We start from the raw sequence: 3113 nt of genomic DNA, 5'->3' as shown, positions 1-3113 counted from the left end.
GTTTTAGTGCCTCCTGTTTTCATCGTCTTAGTGCCGTTTTCATTGATCTCTACCTCGCCCCCTCTGCCCGTTATTTGTGCAGTTCTTAGTGCTGGCATATTGTCGTAAATCGTTTTGGCAAAATTCCTAGCTAGACCTTGCTTGATGTTGGTAGTATCACAACCTACTAGGGCAATGCGCTCAAAATGAGTATTTTCATTGGCGTAAGTGTCATAAATCTGCTTGACTTTATCGGTCAATTTATCCATGCCATTTTCACCATTGGCAAAATTTTCTCCATGATCAACAAAATTAAGGCGCACATTGCCTTTAGGGGTGTAAATCTCGTTGTCTGATGTAACCAATTTGTTATTGTCATCAAAATGAACAATAATGCTACTCTCAGGGTGTTTATTGGCAAGGGATTGGGCGGCTTTGACGGCGGCTTCGCTGTTGCCGTTTTGAACGATAATGTTACTTCGGTAATTGCTGAAGTCTTTTTTGAGTGCGTGACGAAAAACCATATCACTGGACACTTTAGGATTGTCTCTTATTAAAGATTTCATTTGAGTTTCACTAATAAAGTGATTGCTTTTATCAACCATTACTTCAATTCTATCTATTTTATAGTTGGTTTTTGGCTCGTAAAGCACTTTGGTTGTGCCTTCTGCGTCGTAATTCATAACAACAAGGTCTTGTTGTTTTTGTGCTTTATCTAATAGACTTTTTTCAAATTCTGGATCACGCTCTAACATCTCTTTGCTAACAAAAATGGCGTGCACGCCTTTGTTTTGGTTAAAAGTTTTTAGAACATTTAGCGAGGCGTCTCTCCACCTTCTCAAACCATTTATACTCTTCATTCTAAATTGTTGTGAACCAGGGAATGAAGACTGAATCGACGGCGAATTAGGATTTGCTGGATCTATAACATAAAGTTGCCCATCTCTACCTACTAACATTTGCAAATCAGCAATCATCAAATCTGGATTGTTTGAAAAATGTTGTAACAAAGTCTGAATGTCGGCCAGTGTTTTGTGTGTTACGCGCTCTTCTTTAAGGGGTACCCACCCTGGCTTTACCATGAATGAGTCATGAATACGCTCAACTAAAATACCATGGTGTTCTTGATTATCCTTATCAATCATGGAAACAACCTTAAGATATTTTGGCGTTTTAATACCCAATTCTCTAAATTTATTAATCCACTCAACTTCGTTTCTTAATTGTCTAATATAATTTCTGTTTGCTGGACTTTTCCCCAGTTGTAAAAATAATAGATCAGGATGGTTTTTTAAGGTATAAGCAACTTTCGTGCTACCTTTGTCAATAGGCTTGCCTATCTCCTCATAAGTCAATGCATCGGGAATATTTAAGGCGGTTTTATCATCTAATCCCAACTTTAGATGATCTAAAACATCACCAACATTGTTAGAGCTTTCCGTTGTCCAAGTAGATTTTTGAGATTCGTGATTCCAACGATGAATGATTTTTTGATCACGATCGCCCATTGTTTTAGAACCATCTTCATTTATATGCATATCGCCTAATCTACCGGTAACGCTAGCGTCTCTTAAATATTTTCGGGTATAGAGTTGATTGGCATAATCTTGACTGAGTTTTTCGTTGTTACAACCCACCAAAGCAGCACGATTTAAGTAGGCGGAACTATCCACTGAATTTATATTGTAGTGTCGCACTAATTGATCGGTGTAATTCGCTAACTTTGTCGCCCCCACTTTTTCCAATGCTTCTGAATGCCCAACAATATTGATCCGTACACTGGAATCAGGCGTAAATGCTTTGTCCTTTGGAAAAACCAATTTTCCTTGCTCATCAAGTGTCGCAATAATACTGGTATCGGGGTGTTTACCAAGCAATGCGGCGGCAGCGTCTTTGGTGACCTTGTCTTCGCCAATGGACAGAATAATGTTGTATTTGTTCTTGCCATTACTTTTCAGGTTTAAGGCTTCGTGGCCCTCAGAGGTGTTTGCACGGAAAACAAGATCTCTGCTTTTCACCCAACCTTGTTGATTCATAAAATCAATACTCTCTTTTCTTAAATCAACATTTTGGTTTTGGTTATCTTGGGTAATGACTTCAATGGTGTCAAAGTCTAGATTTTGACTGTCACTTGGTTCATGAATGACTTCTTTTTCATTTGTTGCAAAATTATAAGCAACAAGGGCTTTATTGTCTTCTTTTTGTAGATCGCTCAACATTTGTTGTTTTCGTATATCGCTGTAAGATTCCCAGATTCTGCTGTCAATATAGGTAATATGATTGAGCGCTTTGTCAGTAAAACGCTTGTGGCGTTTTAAAATAGTTTGCTCAAATCCCTGCAAAGCACCTAATATATTCGAATTACGCTTGCTGTTTTCATGCAAATCAACACTTTGTGGATCTATCACATACAGTTGACCATCTTCAGAGACAACTCCTTGGAAATCCTGCACAAAAAGATGGGGGTTGTTTGCAAATATTTTTTGCAAATTTTTGACATCTTTTAAGGTTTGGTTATTGCAATTATCAAGCACTTGTGACATAGGCTGAATATATTTTTTGCGTCTTAATCTTATATCCCGTGCACCTTTAATCTTTTGCACAACCAAACCGCGTTGCTGGATATTAAAGTTGGGTGTAGATTGGTCTACAAATGTGATTTGCTTATAACGCTTAGGTGTTTTCATACCAAGCGCTTCTAGCTGTTCTAAGCACATTACTTCATTTTCAATATCGTTGGATTGACCCTCTGAATGTAATAATAACACCAATAAATCAGGTTGATTTTTCAAATTGTAGGCAGTTTTAAATGAGCCCACTCCAACAGCGTCATTGAAGTCTATATGTGCATTGGTTAAGGTATCTGGAATGTTATCTATATCAATAATATCAGTATCAATATCAGTGCCGGTGCCGGTACCAGTGCCAGTTCCGGTATCAGATGAACCTTTAGAGCTCACACAACCTAGTTTCAAGTTTTCTAATATCTCCCCCGCACGCTTGGATTCTTCAGTCTGCTGGGTAACGATATTTAAGTCATCGTTCCACTGATAAATCATTTTTTCACTGCCCATTTCCATGGTTTTAGTGCCATCAGCATTGATTTGCATATCGCCTTTTCTGCCGGTTATTTC

Annotated in this window: 1 protein-coding gene; it reads right to left on the bottom strand. The window is 38.2% G+C overall.

What is annotated here, in order from left to right; translation table 11 throughout:
- The coding region (locus BHECKSOX2_RS00070; RefSeq protein ID WP_180323584.1) for a C80 family cysteine peptidase at window positions 1–3113 on the bottom strand (3113 nt) is incomplete at both ends.

Source organism: thiotrophic endosymbiont of Bathymodiolus puteoserpentis (Logatchev), from assembly GCF_900127505.1.
Taxonomy (GTDB): domain Bacteria; phylum Pseudomonadota; class Gammaproteobacteria; order PS1; family Pseudothioglobaceae; genus Thiodubiliella.
Note: the sequence above shows the minus strand (reverse complement) of the source record. Positions and strands in the feature narration are given on the sequence as shown.